This is a genomic window from Thalassospira lucentensis, assembly GCF_011806425.1.
GTDB lineage: Bacteria > Pseudomonadota > Alphaproteobacteria > Rhodospirillales > Thalassospiraceae > Thalassospira > Thalassospira lucentensis_B.
Genome location: NZ_JAATOV010000001.1, coordinates 428148 through 453712 on the forward strand (window position 1 = coordinate 428148; position 25565 = coordinate 453712).

The window sequence follows — 25565 nt, forward strand, 5'->3', positions numbered from 1 at the left end:
CCTTGGCCCGTCTAAAATGGCAGCAGGGTACTTGCGTGATCTGTTCGCATAAAGGGCAAAGGGATATGAAGAAGAAGGTTTACGTCCTTGGCGGATACGGACTGATCGGGTCGGCCTGCATACAAAAACTTATTGTTGCTGGGTTTGATGTGATCGGCGTTGGTCGATCGCTTCAGAAAGGCATGTCTAGCAATAATCGCATCAATTGGCGCATAACTGATATCAGCAAGACTTCAGTTGCTGAATGGTCCGAAATATTGACCGATGCAGATGTAGTCGTAAATGCTGCGGGTGCTCTTCAAGAAAGTGCGAGAGACAACCTAGAAGCAATCCATGTAACTTTGCTGGAAAACATTACCGAGGCCCTCAATGGCAGAGATTTGACATTTATCCAGATTTCCGCAGCAGGTGCCAATGAGCAAGCTTCTACTGAGTTCATGAGGAGCAAAGCACGCGGCGACAAAACCCTGATGGACAGCCAACTTGATTGGCACATATTGCGTCCAACTCTTGTCATCAGTCGCCAAGCATATGGTGGTACGGCAATTTTACGCGCCGCCGCAGCTTTTCCATTCGCCAACATAAAGATTTTTGCAGATTCTCAAATACAAACCGTGTCGATTGACGATGTAACGAACGCGGTTGCCAAAGCAGCGAACGGATTAATTCCGAAACGGACTGTGGCTGACCTGACAGAGGAAAATTCACAAAGCTTTGACGAATTAAAGCGTCACTTTCGCGATTGGCTAGGCCTACCCGCTTGGCGGATTAATATTGTAGTTCCCCAATGTGCCATCGCTTTGCTCGGCAAGTTTGCTGACTTGACCGGTTTGTTTGGTTGGCGTTCTCCACTACGCACGAACGCTCTGCAGGCACTTAAAGATGGCATCAAAGGCGACGCTTACTCTTGGCAAAAAACGGAAAGTCTTGCGTGCCGATCACTAAATGAAACTCTAGATTCAATGCCTGCAACGATCCAGGAACGATGGTTTTCAAAGCTCTATCTCATGCTTCCACTCGCAATATGTTTTCTGTCCATATTCTGGTTGAGCAGCGGCATTATTGGCATCTACGCACTTTCTGATGCGCAACAAATTCTCACGAACAGAGGTATGCCCGCAGAGTTAAGCAAACTTCTCGTCCTTGCCGGTTCGATTGCTGATATCGGCTTGGGAGCAGCCATTCTCATACGCAGGTTCAGTAGAGTTGCTTGTCTAGGTATGATCACAATTTCTATCGGTTACCTTCTGAGCAGCTTGGCGACGGCACCCGACTTATGGCTTGATCCGCTTGGACCTCTGATCAAAGTCATCCCATCTATAGTTCTGACGCTTTTCACGCTTGCCATATTGGACGAACGATGACCTACGAGTTGCTTCTTTATGCTCACATTATTGGTGCCTGTGTATTGATTGGCACTGGGGCAGGGATTGCGTTTTTCTTTGTCTTATCCAATCACTGGGGAAATGCGGCGATGATCGCTCACGTCGGACGGATCGTCGTTTTGGCAGACACCGTATTTACAGCAACAGCATTCATCTTTCAGCCGATTACTGGTTTTTTTCTGGCCCGCGAGATTGGCTGGCCTCTTACCGATTCTTGGCTATTGGCTTCGTTGATTCTGTACGTAGTGGTTGGAATATTCTGGTTGCCAGTTGTCTGGATACAAATTCGACTTCGGGATATTGCCCATGAAGCGGTCGAAACAAACAGCTCTCTACCATCAACGTATCGAAGTCTTTATCGCATTTGGCTGATATTTGGATTTCCAGCATTTATCGCCATCATGCTCATAGTCTGGCTTATGATTTCAAAGCCAGACTTCTGAGTGCAGGCCTTGTCACTCAAGACCTGCACACGCGCGATATTCCTTGAATATCACTTGCCGTCAGCATCTTCCTTGAGCTTTGCCTTCAAAACTTTAAGCTTCTCAACCGCATCATTGATTTCGCTATCAAGATGGGCAAGGTTTTCGCGTTTTTCGCGCGGCATGGCTTCAAGCTCGTTCAGGGCTTTTTCTACGATATAAAGCATCTCGGACAACCTCCTCTTGTTTGATCTGCAGTGGCACAATATCCATTGTGATGCTTTAATCAAACGCAATCAACGACAGCGACGAAGTTTTCAGAAAGTTTCATCCCATGAGCGTGAACGCGGGGTGGAGGGTTCCAGATGAAAATCCGTTTATTGCTGTTGCAAAGACGTCATCATGGCACCCCGGAACACGCTCATGGCACGAAACCGGCAGAGGTATTTGTCGTTAGGAAGCGGCTGTTTGTTCAAGGCGGTCTTTAAGAACCTGAAGACTTTCGGCGGTTGATTTCAACGCGCTTTCAAGGCCTGACAATTTCGAACGTGCTTCACGCGAAACGGCTTCAACTTCATCGAAGGCACTTTCAAAAATATACAGCATCTTTTTCACTCCTGCCCGATGCATTTGATCGGGCGTTTCTTTGTTGTTTTTGATTTTAATAAAGTACCCCTCGAATTCGCTGGAAAGGTGTCAGCAATACGCTTTTTTCGCCACATTTAGCAAAGGTCAGCCCGATCTGATCAATGCTGGGATGTGTTTTTTCAACGGCACCAAATCCTGGTTTATGATAAAAGCCGCCAACTGATTTTCGAAAACAGGAAACATCGCGATGACGCAGCTGGTGCTTGCACCAATGGAAGGACTTGTGGACTGGCGCGTTCGGCAATTGCTGAGCGCGACGGGCGGGTTTGACCTATGCGTGACTGAATTTATCCGCGTGTCGCAGAACCTGTTTCCTGCGCATGTGTTTCATCGCTATTGCCCCGAACTTTTAAATGGCGGCAAGACCCTTTCGGGTACACCGGTTCTGGTGCAGTTAATGGGCCACGACCCGGAACTGATGGGTGAAAATGCCGCCTTTGCCGCAAGCCTTGGCGCACCGGGCATTGATATTAATTTTGGCTGCCCATCCAAAACCGTAAACAAGCACGAAGCGGGCGCATCGCTTTTGAAATGCCCCGATAACCTTTTGCGGATTGTATCCGCGGTGCGTCGTGCGGTGCCTGATCACATCCCGGTCAGTGCCAAAATCCGCCTTGGCTATGCCGACAAGGAACTGTTTCTTGATAATGCACGCGCGGTCGAAGCCGCCGGTGCGCAGCACCTCACCGTGCATGCCCGCACCAAGCTTGAAGGATATAAACCGCCAGCACACTGGGAATATCTGGCCCGCATCCGCGACGCCATATCGATCGGCATGACCGGCAATGGTGAAATCTGGGACGAAGCAGATTACGCTAAATGCCGCGATATATCAGGCTGCGACAGCTTCATGATCGGACGCGGTGCCATTGCGGCCCCTGATCTGGCCAACCGGATCAAGGCATTTGAAAACGGCACGCCAAAGCCAAAAGAATGCTGGGCCGATGTTTTGCTGATGCTGCTGTCTTATTGCGATTTAATGGACGAAGACGGTGCAAGCGAGAACCATCAAGCAGGCCGGATCAAACAGTGGATGGCCCTGATCCGCAAAAGCCACGCGCAAGGCAATGCCTGCTTTGATGAAATCAAGCGCATCCGCGATATTGGTGAACTGCGTGCCAAGTTAAAATCCGATATGGCCCTTCCGGAAAATCAGCGCACAGCTGTACCGGTGGCTGCGGAATAAGCCCCCGCTTTCCCAATCTGCCGATTGAAAAATCATACAGTGGGAATTATCCTGTTTGCCCACCAGACAGGAGCTTTATGCACAGTACCGCAACATTTTTGCCTTTGTTTTGAACATCCGTGCATGCGGGTGTCGGGATATGTGTATCTGTGCATTAAATTCTGATCTGGAAATCCCATGACTTTTCCTAAATTGACCGTGCGGGCCTTTGACCCAAACGATACCGACCGCTTGCTTGATATCTGGCTGGCGGCATCGCGCCTTGGCCATCCTTTTTTGGGCGAAGACACCCTGTTGGCGCAGCGCGCCGTCGTGCGCGATGTTTATCTGCCAAGGGCTGAAAACCACGTTGCCCTGTGTGATGGCCAACCGGTTGGCTTCATCGGGTTGCTTGATTGTTTTATCGGCGGCCTGTTTGTCGATCCCGCCTATCATCGATGTGGTGTTGGCCGGGCATTGGTCGAACATGTCAGCCAACAGAAACCCAAACTGGAACTTGAAGTCTATGCGGCGAATAAATTGGCGCCGGACTTTTATCGCAAACTTGGCTTTCGCGACGTTTCACGGCGGTGCCACGATGATAAGGGTCGACCATTTGAACTGATCCTGATGCGCCGTGACGGCGGGATCTAAAAGTACCCTCTAAAACGAGAACGGGGTGGTCCAATGAACCACCCCGTTTTCATTCAATCTGTTACGAAGGCCTTAGGTCCCAAAGCCAAAGTCATCGGCACTTAGATCATCAGGATCATGAACCCCCATCAGAGTGACCGATGCATCATTGCCAAGATCGATGACGACATTGCCCGTGTTATCAATGTGCATGTCGTTTTGAACCTGATTGAAGTTGCTGTAGTTCCATTCAGACAGGTCGATAATGTCCTCGCCCGATTTGAAATCGGTGATGATGTCATGACCATCGGCCTTGCCGATCTGGAATTCATCCCAGCCAGTCCCACCGGTCAGGGTGTCATTGCCTGCACTGCCATAAAGATGGTCATTGCCCGCCCCACCCAGCAAGACGTCATCGCCCGCGTTGCTCCAAAGCGTGTCATTGCCGTCGCCACCATCAAGCGTCACATTGCCATAGCTATGCTGATCACTCGTCAGATCGATGATGTCATTGCCATCACCGGCCTTGATGACTTCGATATCGCTTAGGCGCACATCGTTTGCCGCGTCGCTGACATCATCATGCAAGAACAGCGCATCATCGCCGCTGGTCATTTCAAGGGTGTCGACACCTGCGCCACCTTCGAACACATCATTGGACTGGTTGTACCCGCCCAGATTGACATATTCGCCAGTACCATTGTCGCCACCGTCATGATGCCCCCAACCATTGCCGAAATGATTGTGATGGCCCCAGCCATTATCATGGCTATGCCCGTCTTCACTGGGCGAGCCATCATTTAGCGCGTACCAGCTGTTCCCCCAGGTATCGTCCGCATTGTATTGCAGGACGTCATCCCCGGCACCACCATTCAGCACATCTTCGCCGTTGCCACCGATCAGTGTATCGGACCCCGAACCACCCCAAAGGGTGTCGTCGCCCTCGCCACCGTCAAGCACGTCATCCCCGGCGTTGCTCCAGACGATATCATCGCCCGTACCGCCCAGAACCGTGACATCGCCGTATGAATGCGTTTCGCTGGTCAGGTCAATAATATCATCCCCATTCCCCGCATCGATGACTTCGATGTTGGAAATGCGCGGGCTGGTGCCCGGATCGGTATAGTTATCATCAAGGAACAGGGCGTCATTGCCGCTGGTCATTGACAGGGTGTCGGTCCCCGCACCCCCGTCAAAGATATCTTCTGAACGGGTATGGCCCCAAAGATTAACCTGCTCGTGGGTGCCATCCATGCCCGGATCGCCAAAGTTCTTGGCGGTGTGACTGCCGGTCCAGATGGCGTCTTTTTGATATTCGATGGTGTCGTTGCCCGCACCACCATCAATCAAATCAGAGCCACTGCCGCCATTGATCGTATCATCGCCAAGGCCGCCCCAAATGGTGTCATCCCCGCCGTCACCGCCAAGAATGTCATTCCCGTCAAGACCCGAAAGCAGGTTCGACCCATCATCACCAAACAGGTAATCGTTAAAGTTCGAGCCAATCAAATCTTCGATCGAAGACAGGGTATCGCGGCCATCGCCACCAGCGGCCGTGCCGCTTTCAAGGCTGACCGCAACCGCAGACGATGCATTGGCATAACTTGCCGTATCGCGGCCTTCGCCACCGCTCAGCGTGTCATGACCTTGACCACCGATTAGGGTATCATTGCCGTCTTCGCCATACAGTTTGTCATCGCCATTGCCGCCCATCAGCGTATCGCCATCATCCCCGCCATACAGACGGTCATTGTTTTCACCGCCATCAAGGACGTCATTCCCGGCACCACCGACCAAGGTGTCATCACCAGTCCCGCCATTGATGTGGTCATTTCCGGCTTCGCCATACAGCTTGTCCTGCCCCTGACCGCCAAGAAGCGTATCGTTGCCAGAACCACCCCAAACACGGTCATCGCCCGATCCGCCATCAAGGGTGTCATCCCCTGTACCGCCGGTAATGAGGTCCTGACCACTGCCGCCTTCGACAAGATCGTTTCCATCATCACCCGACAGCGTATCATCGCCATCACCGCCATACAGGCTGTCATTGCCTTCCATACCCGACAAGGTGTCCTGACCGTTCAGGCCATAGACGGTGTCGTCCCCGGCAAGGGCGGCAATCGTGTCATTGTTGCTGGTACCATAAAGCAGGTCATCATACGGGGTCGGACCGGTTGCCGCTTTGACGCCAACAAACATGTCAGCATTCAGCTGGCTGAGTGAAACACCCACAAGCGTGAGCGTGCCCTGACCATTCAAATCGATGACCGTATTGCCATTGACCTCGGTCATCTGATCGCGAAGATCGGCCCAATCATCCACATCAAGCGACGCCAGATTGATCTGATCTTCATTGACGTTAAAGTCGGTGACAACCTTGTCGCCCGAATTGTTCGACACAAGGATCTGATCCGCACCAGCACCGCCGGTATAGGTATCATTGCCCGCACCACCATCAAGCGTATCATTGCCAGAACCACCAAGCAGCGTATCGGCCCCGTCGGTTCCGGTCAGGGTGTCGTTACCCGCACCCCCATCCAAAAGATCATTGCCATTGCCACCCGACAGCACGTCATCGCCGTCGCCACCGCGCAGGGTATCTTCACCATCCCCGCCCAGAAGCGTATCGTTGCCAATACCGCCATCAAGGGTGTCATTGCCACCATCGCCAGACAGCAGATCATTGCCCGCACCACCCGCAATGATGTCATTATCATCGCCACCGTAAATGACGTCGTCGCCGCCTTCACCATCCAGCGTGTCATTCCCGGCCGATCCGTAAATCGTGTCGGTTTCATCGCCACCCGTGACGGTATCGTCGCCGTCCATGCCGTCGATGTAATCATCGCCGCCACCGCCATCCATGACGTCGTTGCCGCTGCCACCGATCAGGGTATCATTGCCTTCGCCGCCGGAAATAACGTCGTGGCCTTCGTTGCCATCAAGCGTGTCATCGCCAGCACCGCCCGACACAACGTCATTGCCACTGCCGCCGGTAATGGTGTCGTCACCCTCACCGCCCGAAAGGTTATCATCGCCTTCCATGCCATTGATGGTGTCATCGCCAGCACCACCATCGACAACGTCATTACCCGCCAATGCGTCGATATAATCATCTTCGCTGGTGCCGATCAGGACATCATCAAACGGTGTTGCCCCGCCATCATTTTCGATACCGACAAACATGTCAGACGAAACGTCATTCAACCGCACACCGCGCAATGTGACAGAGCCGTTTGCGCCCAGATCTATCACCGTGTTGCCGTTTACTTCCGACAGAAGCGGCGCCAAATCTGACCACTTGCTGATATCAAGGGCATCCAGCGAAATCTGATCAACGCTGGTGTTGAAATCAGTGACGAGCTTATGACCATCCAGACTGCTAACCTGAATAAGATCGGCACCCGAACCACCCGACAGGGTGTCGTTACCTGAACCCCCATCAAGGGTATCATTGCCATCGCCACCAATCAGGCGATCTTTGCCTGCACCACCATGAAGAACGTCGTCGCCTTTTTCACCATTCAGGTAATCCGCACCATTGCCCCCAAACAGGGTATCTGCGCCGTCACCGGTCCAGATGGTGTCATTACCTTCCCCGCCATCGACGGTGTCGGCACTAATGTCGGCTTCGACATTGTCAAAGCTGTCGTTGCCATCGCCCAGATCGACTTCGTTATTCTGGCTGTTGCCATAAACATAATCGTCATGGGCCGATGCGATGACTTTTTCAAAGTTGGAAAGAATGTCGCCCGCCGCGTCACCGTCAAAGGCCCGACCACCTTCGCCGGTGGTGCGTGCATTTGCATCGGTATCGCCAAGGTAAATCTCGACACCAGCGTCTGATCCTTCATAGCTGATGGTATCGATACCATCACCACCATCAAGAACGTCGCCGCCAGCACCACCTTCGATGGTGTCGTCGCCGGCACCGCCCAAAATGGTATTGGCACCATCCGATCCGGTCAGGACGTCATCGCCGTCAGACCCAATCACATTTTCGATGCCGGTGATTGCATCGGTACCGGTGGCATCGGAAACGGCCGTTCCGGTCCCCAGATCAACCGTCGCACCATCAGCGGCCGACATATCAAGCGTATCGGTACCATCGCCCCCATCAAGTGTATCATTGCCCGCACCGGCCAGAACTGTATCCGCACCGGCACCACCGATTAGGGTATCGTTGCCAACGCCGCCATCCAGGGTGTCATTGCCGGCCCCGCCAAGCAGAACGTCATTCCCGGCATTGCCCGACAGCTTGTCATTGCCTGCACCACCCGAAAGGGTGTTATCGACATCTGACCCGTTCAGGATATCGTTCCCGTCCGATCCAATCAGGTTTTCGATGCTTGAAAGTGTATCGCGATCACCATTGGCAAGGTCGGCCGTGCCGGTCGACAGGTCAGCATTCACCGCAGCGTTTGAATTGCTGTAATCGGCGGTATCCGATCCGTCGCCACCGGCAAGCGTATCGTCGCCCGCACCACCGGCAAGGGTATCGTTGCCCGCACCGCCGGTCAGGATGTTATTTTTGGCATCGCCACTAAGCGTGTCGTCATGATCCGATCCGACAACGTTTTCAATCGTGTAAAGCTTGTCATTCCCGGCACCACCGGTGGCGGTATAATGTTCAAGATCAACATTCACACCCGACGTTGCATCATCATAAAGGGCGGTATCATTATCGCCCTGACCAATCAGAATGTCGTCGCCTTCACCGCCACGCATCTGATCGTCGCCGGTGCCGCCAAGCAGGGTGTCATTGCCAACACCACCGTCAATCAGATCGTCACCATAGCCGCCGTCAAGCGTGTCATCGCCCGCACCGCCATGAATATTATCATGACCAAGTTCGCCATTGATGACGTCATTGCCTTCGTTCGCCCAAAGCGTATCGGCACCTGAACCACCATTGATGGTGACATCGCCATATGCAATCGTTTCGCTGGTCAGATCGACAACATCATCGCCCGCCCCGGCATTGATAACCTCAACCCCGTCAAGGCGCGCACCATCGGCAGTCGTTTGTTCGACAAGCGCGTCAAAGCTGATCGACCGGACGAAATAATCACTGCTGTCTGAGCCCGACGAACCATTGGCGTACGGTTCGCTTTCAAAAGCAAGATATCGGAAATCAACCGGATTGCCCTGCGCGTCGGTGACACTGATGCTCGCCGTACCAACACCGCCGGAACTGTAATCAATCGTGCTGTTATCAAGCACGCCCGATGCAACAAGGTTGCCATCCGCGTCAAAGGCCTGCCACGCACCAACTTCGCCGCCGCCTTCATTCGCCATCAGGTTTGAAACCTGAACCGTGGCGGATGTCGCATTGGCGCCCAGATCAACAACGATGGCTTCGCTTTCGCCGCTCTCGCCATTGTGGTTGATTTGGCTGCCAGCCGGGCTGCCGCCGGAATTGCCAATACCTTTGCCGTCAAATGCAACTGTATCGTCCGCCGCAGCAAGGTTCAGCTTGCCATCGTCATCGACATAGGACGTGCCAAAATCAAACCCATACAGGTTGGCATCCGACCATGCTGCCTGGACGTCCGCACTGCTTGCAGATTCTGTCAGGCCAAGGGTCCGAAGTTCGGTCGTGCTGACGGTGGTTTCACCATCGCCCAGTTTTGAACCATCCAGAACCAAGGCATCGCCGCCATCAGACATGTTCAGGGTATCGTGCCCCTCACCGCCAATGAACGTATCGTCGGAAATGTTTTTACCACCAATATCGGCAACGTCACCGGTACCGTCGACATCCGGGCTTCCGGTGTTTTCTGTCGTGTCCGCCGCGTCTGCTGTGCCATCGACGTCAAAGTTCAGAACGTCGTCGCCATCACCACCATCAAGGGTGTCATCCCCCGAACCGCCCGACAGAACATCATTCCCGTCGCCACCGCCGATCTGATCGTCACCAGTCCCACCCGAAAGCGTATCGTTGCCGGTACCACCATCAAGGGTATCGTTGCCTGCATCGCCAGAAATGCTGTCATTCCCGCTATTGCCAAGCAACGTGTCATCACCTGCACCACCGGCAACTGTATCGTCGCCCGCCAATGCATCGATAGTGTCATCACCGTCGGTCCCCGCAAGGGTATCATCATACGGTGTCGCGCCATCGGTGATGTTGTTAAAATCATCGGCACTCAGATCACGAAGATCAACGCCAACAAGGGTTACAGTCCCGCCCGCAGGCAGGTTCAGAACGGCATCACCATTGTCATTTTCGCTGAGCAACGGCAAAACGTCGCTCCAGCTTTCGAGACCAAGATCATCAATCGAAAGCGTGTCTTGGCCGACAGTAAAGTCGCTGACAACATCGTTATCCGTACCATCGGCAAAGATGAAGGTATCACGCCCCACTCCACCAGAAACCATATCGTCGCCGGCGCCACCATCTATGGTGTCGTCTCCCGCACCCGCGGAAATAACGTTATCCGCGTCCGAACCGATGATTTGATCATTGCCCGAACCGGTCGTGACATTTTCAAAGTTGGAAATCTGGTCATTGCCGGTTTGTGCTGACTGAGCTGTCCCCGCACCAAGGTCAACCACGGCATCGCCTGATGCGTTCGACATATCAAGCGTATCGGACCCATCACCGCCATCAAGGCTGTCATTGCCCGCACCTGCGATGACCGTATCATCGCCAGCACCGGCCTTGACAAGGTCACTGCCCGCGCCATCGGAAATGACATCGTTGCCTGCACCGGCATCAATCAGATCAATGCCGTCGCCACCAGAAATGGTGTCCGCACCGTCGCCGGTCGAAATTGTATCGTCACCCGTACTGCCAATAACGGTGTCATCACCTGCACCGGTGACAACATTTTCAAACCCGGAAATAACGTCCGAACCGGTTTCGCTGCTATTGGCGCTGCCGGTCGCAAGATTGACCGCGATGTCACTTTGGGTATCGGACATATCAAGCGTATCGGAGCCATCACCCCCCGAAAGGGTATCATTCCCCGCATCACCGAGGATCGTATCGTTGCCTGCGCCGCCATTTACAATGTCGTCACCGGCACCACCATTAAGGTGATCATCACCACCTCCGCCATCGATGCTGTCATTGCCTGCATTGGTCCAAACGGTATCGTTACCGGTTCCGGCATCGACCGTAACATCGCCATAGGTATGATTTTCACTGGTCAGGTCGACAACGTCATCACCGTCACCCGAATTGATGACTTCGACATCGACAATCGATGGATCAGCCGCACCATTTTCATGATCGCGATCAAGAATAATCGCATCACCAGCACTGGTGCCAACCAACGTATCAACGCCCGCACCGCCATCATAGACATCATCACTGATGCCAAGGCCTTCAAGATCGGCGACCGCGCCCGTGCCAGCGACACCGGGGCTTCCGATATCATTCGTACTGTCGCCTGCCTGCCCGATGCCATCGACACCAAATTCCAGAACATCGTTACCGTCGCCACCAATCAGCGTATCGGTGCCATCGCCGCCCGACAATGTGTCGTCGCCAGCACCACCACCAACGGTGTCATCGCCCGCGCCACCACCCACGGAATCATTCCCGTCGCCACCATCGAGGCTGTCATTACCGTCACCGCCATCGACCGTGTCGTCACCGGCACCACCGCCAACAGTGTCATCACCGCTGCCACCGCCAAGCGTATCATCGCCCGGTGTGCCAACATTTTCGATGTCGTCAAAATGGGTTGGGGTCAGATCAGAAACCGTAACCCCAGCCAGGGTCACAGTCCCGCCCGCTGGCAAGCTGATGACAGCGCCATCAGGGCCATCTGACAAAAGTGCCTGCAATTCAGTCCAGGTCGAAACACCCAGATCGGGCACGGAAATGACATCACCAGCAAGATCAAAATCACTGACCAGATCCGCGTCACTGCCATTTTCAAACACAAAGGTATCGTTGCCAGCCCCACCGGTCAGCGTGTCATTACCGGCACCCGCAACAAGGGTGTCATCACCGGCACCACCGACCAGAACATCATCACCGGCCCCGCCGTCAATCACGTCATCGCCCGCACCACCATCGATGCTGTTGGCACCGTCAGATCCCGTGATTGTATCGGCATCATCCGACCCGGTGACATTTTCAAAATTGGCCACCGTGTCGGTACCGGTATTGGCACCAGTTGCCGTACCAGCAGCAAGATCAACCGTCACGCCCCCCGTGGTGCCGCGAAGATCAACGGTATCGATACCGTCGCCACCATCAAGGTCGTCATTGCCTGCATCAAGGGTGACCGTGTCATTGCCCGCACCGGCATCAATCGTGTTGTCGCCGTCCGATCCGGTAATGATGTCATCACCGTCGGTCGCAATGACGTTTTCAAATCCGCCAATGGTATCCGTGCCGGTTTCCGCACTGCTTGCCGTACCATCGGCCAGATTGATGGTCGCGCCATTGGCCCCGGAAAGGTCAAGTGTGTCGGCACCGTCGCCGCCGATCAGGGTATCGTCACCAACACCCGCCATAACCGTATCATCGCCGGTTCCGGCATCAATGGTGTCGCTGCCAGCGCCGCCATCAAGAACATCATTGCCAGCACCACCGGAAATCACATCGTTCCCGGCACCGCCATGGATGTTATCTGCCCCGTCGCCGCCTGACAGGACATCATCGCCATCATTGGACCAGATCGTGTCATCCCCAGCGCCACCATCAACGGTGACATCGCCATAAGAATGAACTTCGCTGGTCAGATCGACGACGTCATTGCCATCGCCCGCATCGATATTTTCGATATCCACAATCGACGGATTGGCTGCACCGCCCCCGGCATGATCCCGGTCAAGAATGATCGCATCATCGCCATCACCGGCCACAAGCGTGTCATTGCCGCCCCCACCCACGAAGCTGTCATCGGACAAGTTTTTGCCGGAAATATCGGCAATGTCGCCGGTGCCATCCGTGGTCGGGCTGCCGACGTGATCGGTTGTGTCGCCGTCTTGGGCAATGGTGTCACCGTCAAATGACAGAACATCGTCACCAGCACCACCATCCAACAGGTCAGAACCGTCGCCACCCGAAAGGGTATCGTTGCCTGCGCCACCTGTCAGCGTATCGTTGCCCGCACCGCCGGCCAGGATATTATCGCCGGTCGATCCGATCAGGGTATCATCGCCCGCACCACCGGTCGCACCTTCGATCCCGTTTAAGGTATCGGTGCCATCGGTTGCCGTGCCGGTTCCGTTTTCAAGATCAACAACAACCCCATCGGTCTGATCGGAATAATCGACAATATCGTCGCCCGCACCGCCGGTCAGTGTGTCATTACCCGCCCCGCCCGAAAGCGTGTCATTACCGGCCCCACCATCAATGACATTGTCCGTGCCATCACCAATGATCGTATCATCGTGGTCCGACCCGATAACGGTTTCAAACCCGTCAATAACGTCATTCCCGGCACCACCGGACGCGGTCCCGTTGGCCAGATCAACCGTAACGCCGCCGTCTGCCCCGTCATAGGACAGAACGTCTTCGCCATCGCCACCGATCAGGGTGTCATCGCCACCATTGCCAAGGACAGTGTCGTTGCCTTCACCCCCATCAAGGATATTGGCGTTTTCATCACCGATCAGAACATCGTCACCCGCACCGCCGGTAACGTTTTCAATGCTTTCAAGGGTATCGTTGCCTGCTTCGCCGGTCGCGGTTCCAGCATTCAGATCAACCGTGACACCCTCGGTCGTGTCGGAATAATCGGCTGTATCATTGCCATCGCCGCCGCGCAGGGTATCGTCGCCCGCGCCACCGATCAGCGTATCGTTGCCTTCATCGCCGTAAATGTCGTCATCCCCGGCCTGACCGTCGATGATATCGTCGCTTTCAAGGGCGCGGATTTCATCGCCAATCTGGCTGCCGGTGATGTTGTCTTCGAATTCGGTCCCAACGATGACGTCATAGCCAAAGAAATTACCCGGACCAAGATCATCGACCGAGACACCTTCAAGCGTGATGCTTTCGCCATCGTCCAGCGTAATGACCGCGTTGCCGTTTTCGTCATCGGCCATCTGATCGCGAAGCGTTGTGTAATCTTCGACGCCATACGCCGACAAATCGATCATGTCTTTTTCGACATCAAAGTCGGTTGCGGTGTCATTCCCGCCACCCGGCTTTAAGACGATCATGTCCTCGCCGTCACCGGTGATGATCACATCATCGCCGCCGCCACCAAACAAGGTGTCGTTGCCCGAACCGCCATCAAGGGTATTTACGCCGTCACTGCCAACCAGTGTATCGGCGTAGTCGGTCCCGATCACACGTTCAAAGTTGCGAACAATGTCGTTGCCGCCGCCGCCCGATGCGTATTCGTTGATAAGATCAACCGTGACGCCTTCGCTGACATTGGAATAGTCAACCGTGTCAACGTCATCTTCGCCGTTGCCACCATCAAGGATATCATCGCCGGTATCGCCATATACCCAGTCACTGCCAGCACCGGCATCGACCATGTCATCGCCAAAACCGCCCGAAAGCGTATCGTTGCCGGCTTCGCCAAGCAGAACATCATTGCCAGCCCCGCCATCAATAATGTCATTTCCATCACCACCGGTGATTTGATCATCACCCGTACCGGCATCAATGACGTCGTCACCCGCACCCGCATTGATCGCGTCATTGCCAGCCCCGGACGAAATCGTATTGGCGTCGTCACTGCCGGTAATGTCATCGTTGAAATCGGACCCAACGACATTTTCAATATCGGAAAGGGTATCATTGCCTTCGCCCGTCGCAGTCCCGTCAGAAAGATTGACGTTCACCGCATCGCTGGCGTTGCTATAATCGACGGTATCGGATCCTTCGCCACCATCAAGAACATCATCACCGCCACCACCGGCCAGAACGTCATCACCGGCCAAGCCCGTCAGGGTGTTGTTTTCGTCATTGCCCAACAGGGTATCGTCGAAAACAGTCCCGGTAATATTTTCGATGCCTTCAAGCGTATCGTTGCCATCACCACCGATGACAGTGCCATTGGCCAGATCGGCATTAATGCCCGCACCTTCGGTCGCGTAATCGGCGGTATCATTACCTTCGCCACCAGAAAGGACGTCCGATCCGGCATTCCCGCTGAGCGTATCGTCGCCCGCATCCCCTGAAAGGGTGTCATTGCCGTCGCCACCCATAAGGTGGTCATTGCCGTCGCCACCCGAAACGGTGTCATCACCGTCAAGTGCATCGATAAAGTCATTGCCAGCACCACCGGCAATGTCATCGGCATCGTTGGTGCCAAGCTGAATGATACCGGTGAAGTTTTCTTCGCCAATCTGATCCGCGGTCACACCTTTTAGTGTGATGCTGTCGCCGGTATCGAATGTAATGACCAAATTGCCATCGGCATCGGTGCCGAACATGTGTTCAAGGCTGCCGAAGCCCGCGATGCTAAACGGTGCCAGATCGATAACGTCGCTGTTGACATCAAAATCGGTAATCGTGTCATGGCCATCACCCGGATTAAAGATGACCTGATCGGCGCCGGAACCCAGTGTTAGCGTATCATCACCCGTGCCAGCATCGAACGTATCGTCACCCGCACCACCGATGAATGTATCGTTGTCGGCGCCACCGACAAAGCTATCGTCAAAGCGTGATCCTTCGACGACTTCGATAGCATCAAGGGTATCTGTCCCGGTTGCGTCACCGCTAACCGTGTTATTCGTCGTGTCGACCGTAACGGCGGCATCTGAGTCGGCATAGCTTGCGCGGTCGATACCATCCCCACCAAGCAGAATGTCATCACCGGCCCCGGACATCAGAGTATCATTGCCGATACCACCATCAATCGTGTCGTTGCCGTCGCCCCCCAAAAGCGTATCGTCGCCGGCCCCGCCAAGCAGAACGTCATCCCCGCCACGACCATCAATCAGGTCATTGCCTGCATTCCCGGACAAGGTGTTTGAACCGCCATCACCGCTAAGCACGTCATTGCCAGCAGACCCATCGATATTTTCGAAATTGGCAATGGTGTCATTGCCTTCACCACGCACGGTGCTGGTTTCCAGATCAACACGCACGCCATTTGCATCAGCAAAGCCAAGCGTATCTTCGCCGTCACCGCCATCAAGCGTATCGTTGCCGGAACCACCCGCAACATAATCATTGCCTGCACCGGCCAAAATCGTCTCGGCCCCGGTGCCGCCAATAATGGTATCATCTTGATCGGTCGCGATGATGTGTTCGACGCCGCTTATGGTATCGGTGCCAATGCCGTCACCCGTCGCGCGATTATTCGCAAGATCGATATCAAGACCCGACTGCGCATCGCTGTAATCAAGCGTATCGGAACCTTCACCACCGATATAGGTGTCATCACCCAGTTCGCCGACAAAGCTGTCGTCACCGGCACCACCGCTAAGCACATCATTCCCGGCACCGCCGGTAATGACATCATTCCCATCGCCGCCATCAAGACGGTTATCGCCCTCATCGCCGATGATGGTGTCGTCATGATCTGAGCCGGTGACATTTTCAAAACCGGCAAATGTGTCATTGCCGTCTGCGCCAGTTGCCGTACCGTTCAACAGATCAATATTCTGACCACCGCTGGCATCGGAATAATCAACCGTATCGTTGCCTTCGCCACCGGTCAGGGTGTCATCACCGGCGCCACCGGAAATGACGTCATCGCCCGCGCGACCGTCAATAATGTCGTTCCCGGCATCCCCGGAAAGGGTATTGGCGTCCGAAGAACCTGAAATCACATCATCGGCAGACGAGCCGGTTATGTTTTCAATGCTGTTTAACGCATCTTTGCCATCGGCCTTATCGGCAACACCCGCGTTAAGATCGACATCAACGCTGGTGTCGCTATTGCTGTAATCAACGGTGTCCGACCCGGAACCGCCATCAATAACATCATCACCGGCACTGCCATTGAACGTATCGTCGCCCGCATCACCGATCAGGGTGTTGTTGGCATCAGATCCCGTCATCACGTCGTCAAACGCACTGCCGGTCACATTTTCAACATTAAGGACCGTGTCGCCTGTTCGGTTGTCAGTTTCGCCAGTGGTCAGATTGATTTCAACGCCGTCATCCGCATCGGCATAGCTAACGGTATCCACACCATCGCCACCATCAATCAGATCCGCGCCAGAACCACCAATCAGACTGTCATTGCCAGCCCCACCCAAAAGCGTGTCGTTACCGGCACCGCCTGAAAGCAGATCATTGCCATCGCCACCGTCCAGCAGGTCTGAACCTGTTCCGCCAAAGAGGCTATCATTCCCAGTCGCCCCAAGCAGTGTATCGTTCCCTGAACCACCACTAAGCGTATCGTTGCCTTCACCGCCATCAAGAATGTTGGCGAACTGATCACCAGAAATGGTGTCGTCAAAATCACTGCCGGTCAGGTTTTCAACACCGGACACACGGTCGGTGCCCATACCAAATACGGTGCCCGCGTCAAGGTCTGCGTCAATCGCACCTGTCGCACCGCTGTAATCAACCGTGTCGCGCCCGGAACCGCCGAAAATCGTATCGTTTCCTTCGGTCGCGATTAGAATATCGTCGCCAGAACCAGCACTGAGCGCGTTGTCACCGGCATCCCCTTTTAGGGTATCAGAATGCGTTGAACCGGTGACATTTTCAATATCGACAAGACTATCGTTACCCGCGCCGCCCGTTGCTGTTTGGTCTGACAGATCGACATTTACGCCATTGGTGGCAGATGAATAATTGGCCGTATCGTTACCATCGCCACCGATCAGCGTATCATCACCATCTAAACCACTAAGAACATCGTCGCCAGCACCACCATTAAGGAGGTTATCTTCGGCACTACCGGTCAACATATCGTTCCCGGCACCCGCAATCACGTTCTCAACATTGCGAAGCGTGTCATTGCCTGATGTCGCCGATGCGTTCCCGGTCTTCAAGTCAACCGTAACACCGTCCGTCTCATCGCTGTAATCGGCTGTGTCGACACCGTCGCCGCCATCAAGGATATCGTTGCCGTCGCCACCAATCAGCGTGTCATCACCATCGCCGCCTTGAAGAAGATCACTGTCTTCAAGGCCATAAAGCGTATCGTTGCCGTCCAGTCCCGACAGGGTATCTTCCCCGTCGGTGCCAAACAATGTGTCGTCACCTGATGAACCCGCGATATCCCGGACACCGATGAAGTTATCGGCTGTGATGTCGTCAATGCCGACACCTTCAAGCACCATGCTGGTGTCATCACCGAAATCGATGACCAAGTCACCGTTTTCGTTTTCCGACATCATTTCATAAAGCTGACCATAACTTTCAACCGGCAGCTCAGTCACATCGATCTGGTCAATTGCCGTATTGAAATCGGTGACGGTGTCATTGCCGTCACCAGCTGCCATTTTATAAACGTCAGCCCCCGAACCGCCGGTAAGCGTGTCGTCACCGGCACCACCACGGATCGTATCGCTACCGCTACCGGCATTGATGATATTGGCGCCGTCATCACCGATGATATCGTCAGCCCCCTTGGAGCCAATGATATTTTCAACACCGCTTAAGGTATCTGTGCCGCTCTCGCTCGTGGCTGTGCCATCAGCAAGATTGATGGTTAGCGGTTCGCTGGCGCTGTAATCAACGGTGTCCGTTCCAGCACCACCTTCGATGGTGTCATTACCGGCGCCACCAATCAGCGTGTCATTGCCAGCCCCGCCATCAAGAAGGTCATCGCCCGCACCACCTTTAATAAGGTTATTTGCATCATTACCGATCAGAGTATCGTCGTGATCCGAGCCGGTAATATTTTCAAACCCGGAAAGCGTGTCATTGCCATCTGCACCAGAAGCAATTCCGGCATCAAGATCAACTGTGACGCTGCCTTGTGCATTGCTGTAGTCGACAAGATCAGTACCACTGCCGCCGACCAGAGTATCGCCGCCAGCCCCGCCCGAAAGCGTGTCATCGCCGGCACCGCCGTCAATAAAGTCGTCACCCGCACCACCGGAAAGGTCATCACTACCAGCCCCACCCCAGATGGAATTGGCCTGATCATCACCTGAAATAGTATCGCGCTGAGCAGAGCCGATAACGTTTTCTATACTGCTTAATGTATCAACATCCGCACCACCGCCCGATGCGGTTCCGGCGCCAAGGTCAACACTGACACCCAAGGTCGAACTATAATCGACGGTATCCTGACCTTCGCCGCCATCTAGGGTATCGGCACCTGCCCCACCTGAAATCGTGTCATTACCAGCGCCGCCAAAGACTGTATCGGCACCCGCCCCGGCCGAAATCGTGTCATCACCGTCCAGCCCGTCGATAACTTCGTCAAACCCGGTTCCGGAAATAATGTCATCACCGTCTGTCGCGCCCAGCGTTGCAAGATCGGCAAAATTGTCCGCTGTCAGGTCTTGGGGCGAAACATCCGTCAAAGTCAGTGTCTGGCCATTTATGGTGATGACGGCATTCCCGCTATCATCCGTGCCAATCATATTCCGAAGGGCTTCCCAATTTGGAACACCAAAATCAGACAGATCAATTTGATCTTCAGACGGATCGAAATCGGTGATGGTGTCTTCACCGGAAGTTTTACTAAAGACAAAGGTATCTGCACCTTCGCCGCCGGTCAGAACGTCATTGCCGTTACCACCATCAAGCGTATCGTCACCCGCCCCGCCAACAAGGGTATTTACGCCGTTTGATCCACGCAGCACATCGTCGTGATCTGACCCAACGACATTCTCGATACCCTGCAGGGCATCATTGCCGTCAGCACCACTTGCCGTGCCCGCACCAAGATCAACCGTAACAGCACCGTCAGCATTGCTGTAATCGGCGGTATCGCGTCCAACGCCACCAATCAGCGTATCATCACCAAGACCGCCAACCAGGGTATCCTGACCATTGCCGCCATTGAGAATGTTGTCTTGATCATCACCAATCAGATGATCATCATGGCCCGACCCAGTAACATTCTCAAAATTGCGAAGCGTATCGGTATCCGCACCAGATGTCGCTGTTCCGGCCCCAAGATCAACCGTTACCCCGTCGGCATTGCCGCGATAGGAAACTGTATCAGCCCCCTCGCCACCATCAAGAACATCAGACCCAGCGCCACCGGTGATGAAGTCGTCGTCAGCACCGCCATCAATAACGTCGTCACCTGATCCACCATCGATGTGGTCGTCACCGGCGCCACCCAAAATGGTGTCATTCCCCGCACCACCGCTGACGGTATCATCGTCACCCTTGGCATCGATCACATCACTGCGATTTGTACCGGTCAGGTCATCTCTGGCTTCGGTACCTTCAAGGGATCGGATGCCGACAAAGTTCTTGTAACTGAGGCTGTCGGGATCAACACCATCCAGGGTGATCACCGCATCGCCGATCGTGATCGTCGCGTTGCCCGCTTCGTCTTCCCCAATGAAGTCGACGATGTCGCCAAACAGTTCCAGACCTTCGATCCCTTGAATGTCGATCACATCGACGGTGGGATCAAAATCCGTAATCAGATCATGGCCACTATCGGCATTTACAACAAAGGTATCCTCGCCTGCACCACCAGAAAGAGTGTCATCACCTCCACGCCCATCGATAGTGTCATTGCCAGCACCAGCCAAAAGGATGTCATCGCCGGAACTGCCCAGCATGGTGTCGATACCGGTTGATCCCTCGACCTGTTCAAACCCGGAAATCTGATCAACAAAGCCACGACCCGTTACTGTACCCGCATCAAGATCGACGGTTACGCCGCGCGTCTCATCACCCGCCGAATAACTCAGCGTGTCAAAGCCATCGCCCCCCTTCAGGATGTCATCACCAGTGCTGCCATATACTGTGTCGTCGCCAGCACCGGTATCGATCCGGTTATCTTCTTGGTTGCCACGGACAATGTCGTTGCCATCGGCTGTTTGGACGTTTTCGATGCCCGACAATGTATCGATACCGTCACCGGTCGCGCTACCTTGTGAAAGGTCGACATTCATATCGCCCGAGACGTGACTATAATCAGCAGTATCCGAACCGTTACCGCCAATTAGCGTATCGTCACCGGCACCACCAGCTATGGTGTCATCGCCGCCAAGGCCGTTTAGAATGTTATTGCCATCATCGCCGGTAAGAATATCGTCGTTTTGGCTGCCTTGGACATTTTCAAAATTACGGATGGTCGATGTACCGGTATCGGTCGTTGCCGTGCCGTTCTCCAAATCGACATTTACACCGGTCTGGGATCCAAAACTAATGGTGTCGTTTCCGTCACCACCGTCTAGCGTATCATTGCCACCACCGCCTGCGACAAAGTCATCACCTGCACCGGCATTGAAATTGTTGTCGCCCGCTGTTCCGAGAATCTGGTCATTACCCGCACCGGTAATAATATTTTCAATGCCTGTGACAGTATCGCTGTCACCAATTTTGTCGTCCGTAACGATTCCAGCGCCAAGATTAACCTTCAGACCGCCATCGCGTGCACTCAGGTCAAGCGTGTCCGAACCTTCCCCACCGACATAGGCATCATTGCCATCCTCGGCGAAGAAAAGGTCATCGCCCGCCCCACCGTCAAGCGTATCGTCGCCGTCACGCCCGATAAGGGTATCATTGCCATCACCACCCGAAAGGACGTTGGTGCCGCTATCACCATTGAGGACATCATCATAATCAGAGCCGATGACATTTTCGATGCGATCAAGAATGTCGTCGCCATCAGCACCGCTTGCGGTACCGGCTTCAAGGTCAACATTTACACTGCCGTTCGCGCCGGAATAATCGACCGTATCGATCCCTTCCTGGCCGCGCAGCGTATCGTTCCCTGCACCACCTGAAACGGTATCGTCGCCGAACCCACCCGACACAACATCGTCGCCATCGCCACCGCCAAGGGTGTCATCCCCGTCATAGCCATAAACCGCATCATCGCCGTCCGTACCGCCTTCAACGTCGGCGCCTTCGGTTTCAAAGATGCGGCCAAAACCGCGGAACTGATCGGCCGTTAAGCTGTCGCTGCTTACCCCTTCAAGGGTCAACGTTCCCTGATCGCCAAAATCGATGACTGTATTGCCGTTGCCGTCATCGCTCATCATCGACTGCAGGCTGGCAAAGTCTTCGACACCAAGCTTTGAGAGATCGATAATGTCGTCGGAACTGGTGAAATCGGTAATCGTATCGTTGCCGAAATTCTCGGTCAGTTCAAAATCATCTTTGCCCGCCCCACCGGTAAGCGTGTCATCCCCCGCGCCACCAATCAGCGTATCAATCCCGGCACCACCATCAAGAACGTTATCGCCGTCGTCGCCGGTCAGGTAATCGTCATGATCAGAACCAACAACATTTTCGACCATCTGAACGACGTCATCGCCCGCCGCCCCGGTCGCCGTGTTGTTTGAAAGGTCAACAGTTACAGCGCCGGTTGCGTCGCTATAGCTTGCGGTATCAACACCATCGCCACCCTGAATGTGGTCATTACCGTCACCACCGCGCAGGAAATCATTGCCGTCACCGCCCTGCATGACGTCGTCACCAGCACCACCTTCAAGGTGGTCATCACCCTGACTACCCTGCAAGACATCGTTACCCGTGCCGCCATCAAGGGTATCGTTGCCGTCGCCGCCCTGCAGATGATCATTGCCCTGTTCACCGCGCAGAAGATCATCGCCAAAGCTACCCTGCAGGACATCATCGCCAGTACCGCCATCAAGGGTGTCGTTACCGTCGCCCCCCTGAAGCGTGTCATTACCAGCACCGCCACCGAACACGTCATCATCTGCGGCACCCTGAACAACATCATCGTCTGATGTCGGGGTGTTGTCGTAAATGCCTGCTTCACCATCCGCAACATCTGGGACATCGCCACCTGTATCGGTGCCGGCTTCATCCTCGGCCGGGGTATCCGTCGTACCGGTTGCGTCCTCGCCGGTGGTGCCGCCACTGGTTTCGTCGCCCGACGACATCTCATCCCCAGTCGTCTCGCCAGTTTGCGCGTCGCCGGTGTCTGGTGTGGTTTCATTTGCCTCAGACGATCCGGTTGCGGGATCGCTGCCATCATCGCCATCGGTTGCAGCATCTTCGCTGCTGGTTTCACCGCTGCCGGTCGCATCCGCCTCAGATGAACCTGTTTCCGAAGAGCCATTATCCGATGAATCAGCACCAGCGTCTTCGCCGCTATCGGTTTGCGATCCTGTTTCGGTTCCGGCCTGTGCGCCAGATGTATTGTTTTCCTGTTCGGTTTGGGTGTCAGAACTGCCGGTTTCGTCGACCCCACCCTGATCAGTAGAACCGTCTTCGCCCGTCACGGGATCATCCGCGCCATCACTGCCTGTCGTCTCATCACCCGCAGTCTCGTCGCCAGATGTTCCGCCAGTTGTCGGTTCGCCAGTAGTATCCTCGTCAGAGGTTACCGGATCTGGTGTTTCACCGCCGGTCGGCGCACCGTCGGAACCCGAAGCATCACCTTGGGTGTCAGTCGAACCATCTGCGCCACCGGTTTCGCCAGTAACATCACCGGAATCGGTCACACCCTCTGAACCGTCCGAACCAGAGGCATCCGAACCACCATCCGTGCCGCCACCCTCAACCGCATCAGAACCCGTCGCGCCGCCTGATGATGAGGTATCGTCAGCGGATGTTTGCGAACCATCAGATGTATCGGTCGTATCAGTATCGATTGCATCACTGGCATCATCGCCAGTCCCAGTTTCCGAACCTGCATCGGAACCCGTATTTGCCCCGGTTTCGGGACTGGTATCGCCCCCGGCATCCGCCCCACCGGAAGAGGCCTCGCCCGAGGATGTATCTTCCTGTGTTTCGGAATTGGCGCCACCATCCGTGCTCTGTGCAGCACCGGCGCTATCATCACCTGAATTTGCTGGAGTATCTGAGCTTTCCGAACCAGTCGACCCGGCATCGGTCTGAGAAGTTGGTTCGTCGTCGGTTTGCGGTTCGGTGGTGCTGCCAGCAGCGTCATCAGAACTGCCGGTATTGCTGTCAGTTGGTTCCGTCGTTTCACCGGTTTCGGTTTGGCCCGTCTGGCTATCGCTATCCGCGCTGCCTTCGGTTTCAGAACCACCCTCTGTCGCACCAGTATCGGTCGAACCGGTTGAATCATTCCCCGTATCAGATGTTTCACCGCCGGTTTGGCCACCAGTTGTGCTGTCCGATCCCGTGTCCGTTGCGTCGGGCTGGCCCGTATTGTCGGTGGTATCCGCCTCAGCGGAAGTGTCACCGCCGTCAGTTTCAGGCGGTTGCTGCGGGTTTTCTTGCGACGTTTGGCTTGCGGCATCCTCATCAGACGTCAGCTCAGAAGACGACGTTGCGGCACCGCTATCCATATCAACGCGAACGGCTTGCTCTGCGTCGCTGTAATCAAGGGTATTTTCGCCCGAACCACCGTCGATATCATCATTGCCGCCACTGGCCGCAAAGGTATCATCCCCCGCACCGCCCGAAATGCTGTTATCGCCTGCATCACCGCGCAAAACATCATTCCCCGACGTGCCGCGCAGGTTTTCAATGTCGCTGAAATCGATACGTTTTGAGCCCAAGCCATCTGTCGCAGTTCCGCGCGCGATATCGGCATCCATGCCATCGGCAGCCCCATCAAGGGACAGGGTATCTTCGCCGTCACCGCCGTCGATGGTATCAATCCCACCACCAGAGGAAATCACATCATTACCAGACGTCCCGGAAATGGTGTCATTTCCTGCTGTGCCATCAATCACGTTGGCAGTATCATCAGCCGAGAGATCGGTGCTATCGCCACTGGCAGCAGCCCCCGTGCCTGTCGCGGACACATTGGAAATCTGCGGTGCAGACGCAATTGTGATATTGGCCAGCTGGTTTTTGCTGATACCCTGCAGGACAAGGACATCCCCCGTCGCAAAGGTGATAACCGTATTACCCGCCCCGTCATCAACAGCCAGCGACATCAGATCATCAGCACTGTTAACGCCAAGATCGGTTAAGGCCAGTGTATCTTCATCAAGGGAGAAATCGGTAATCGTGGTCCTTTCAAAACCACTTTCAAGCACAAACGTATCGTGACCAGCGCCACCAGTAACAACATCGTCGCCCTCGCCCGGTTCAATGATGTCGTTGCCTTCGCCGCCAACCAGCGTGTTGTCCTGTGAATCGCCAACCAAAACATCGTCATAGGCCGTGCCAATGACGTTCTGAATATTGGTGAAAACCTGATTGGCAGAAGAAGGAGTATTGCCCCCGCCCTGTGCATCGGTCCCGGAATCGGAATTGGCCGCGCTGGAATTGCTTTCCGCGCGGGCATCAAGGACCTGTTCGATATCGGTGTCTGTTAAACCGGTACCGTCATCTTGGTTGGCGGGCGAGGCCATAGATCGTTCTCCCTACATGGGATTTATAATTAC

7 protein-coding genes are annotated in these 25565 nt (G+C 54.6%); 4 read left to right on the forward strand and 3 right to left on the reverse strand.

Going from position 1 to position 25565, the window contains the following annotated elements:
• Positions 1 to 65: 65 nt before the first annotated feature.
• Positions 66 to 1364, forward strand: coding sequence for an SDR family oxidoreductase (locus HCZ99_RS01950; RefSeq protein WP_167445217.1), 1299 nt, complete (start codon positions 66 to 68; stop codon positions 1362 to 1364).
• Positions 1361 to 1828, forward strand: coding sequence for a DUF2269 family protein (locus HCZ99_RS01955; RefSeq protein WP_167445218.1), 468 nt, complete (start codon positions 1361 to 1363; stop codon positions 1826 to 1828). Before HCZ99_RS01950 ends, HCZ99_RS01955 begins: the two co-directional genes overlap by 4 nt.
• Before the next feature lie 50 nt (positions 1829 to 1878).
• Here HCZ99_RS01955 and HCZ99_RS01960 read toward each other — a convergent pair whose 3' ends face one another.
• Entirely contained in the window at positions 1879 to 2034 is a 156-nt protein-coding gene (locus HCZ99_RS01960; RefSeq protein ID WP_167445219.1) for a hypothetical protein, read from the reverse strand.
• A 226-nt stretch (positions 2035 to 2260) separates the two neighbouring features.
• Entirely contained in the window at positions 2261 to 2413 is a 153-nt protein-coding gene (locus HCZ99_RS01965) for a hypothetical protein (RefSeq protein ID WP_167445220.1), read from the reverse strand.
• A gap of 229 nt (positions 2414 to 2642) precedes the next feature.
• Between HCZ99_RS01965 and HCZ99_RS01970 the strand changes: the two genes are divergently transcribed.
• Together HCZ99_RS01970 and HCZ99_RS01975 are read left to right on the forward strand one after the other, a co-directional pair.
• Positions 2643 to 3641, forward strand: a complete 999-nt coding sequence (locus HCZ99_RS01970) for a tRNA dihydrouridine synthase (RefSeq protein WP_167445221.1) — start codon at positions 2643 to 2645, stop codon at positions 3639 to 3641.
• 177 nt (positions 3642 to 3818) lie between these two features.
• On the forward strand, positions 3819 to 4274 hold the full coding sequence (locus tag HCZ99_RS01975; protein WP_167445222.1) for a GNAT family N-acetyltransferase: 456 nt from the start codon (positions 3819 to 3821) through the stop codon (positions 4272 to 4274).
• 72 nt (positions 4275 to 4346) lie between these two features.
• Here the strand turns inward: HCZ99_RS01975 and HCZ99_RS20615 are convergent, their stop codons facing one another.
• A complete protein-coding gene (locus tag HCZ99_RS20615) occupies positions 4347 to 25532 on the reverse strand; it encodes a hypothetical protein (protein ID WP_303047813.1) in 21186 nt (7061 codons plus the stop codon).
• Between the last annotated feature and the right edge of the window lie 33 nt (positions 25533 to 25565).